Annotated in this window: 1 protein-coding gene; it reads right to left on the minus strand. The window is 70.4% G+C overall.

Going from position 1 to position 385, the window contains the following annotated elements:
* The coding region (locus IMZ11_RS44740; RefSeq protein ID WP_228649899.1) for a type VII secretion protein EccE at positions 1-385 on the minus strand (385 nt) is incomplete at both ends.

A 385-nucleotide genomic window follows, 5' to 3' on the forward strand; every position in this document is an offset into this window, starting at 1 on the left:
GGGTGGGGACGCGCACGTCGCTGTCGAAGCGGACCAGCCCGCGCACCTGAACCAGACCGTCCTCGGCTGCCTCACGCAGCGACAGACACACCGTGGTCGAATAGCTGGGCACTGTCCACAGCAGTCCCAGGCCCGCCGTGGTCAGCATGTCGGGCTGCACCGCGAAGCTGGACAGCCGGAACTGGCCTTCCCGGCAGTCCTCCCAGGTCTCCTCTACCGTGCCGAGGCTGACCCCGTCGCTGAGTTGATTGGTGGCCGCCGCGATGCCACTCGCCGACAGAAACCGGGGCTGCAGGCCGGCTTCTGCCAGGCGATTGGCGACGCGGCGGGTAGCGGTGGTGGCCGCCCGCAGGATGCCGTCACGGTCGCCGCCTCGGCGCCGTAC

Source organism: Microtetraspora sp. AC03309 (assembly GCF_020826795.1).
GTDB classification, from domain to species: Bacteria; Actinomycetota; Actinomycetes; order Streptosporangiales; family Streptosporangiaceae; genus Microtetraspora; species Microtetraspora glauca.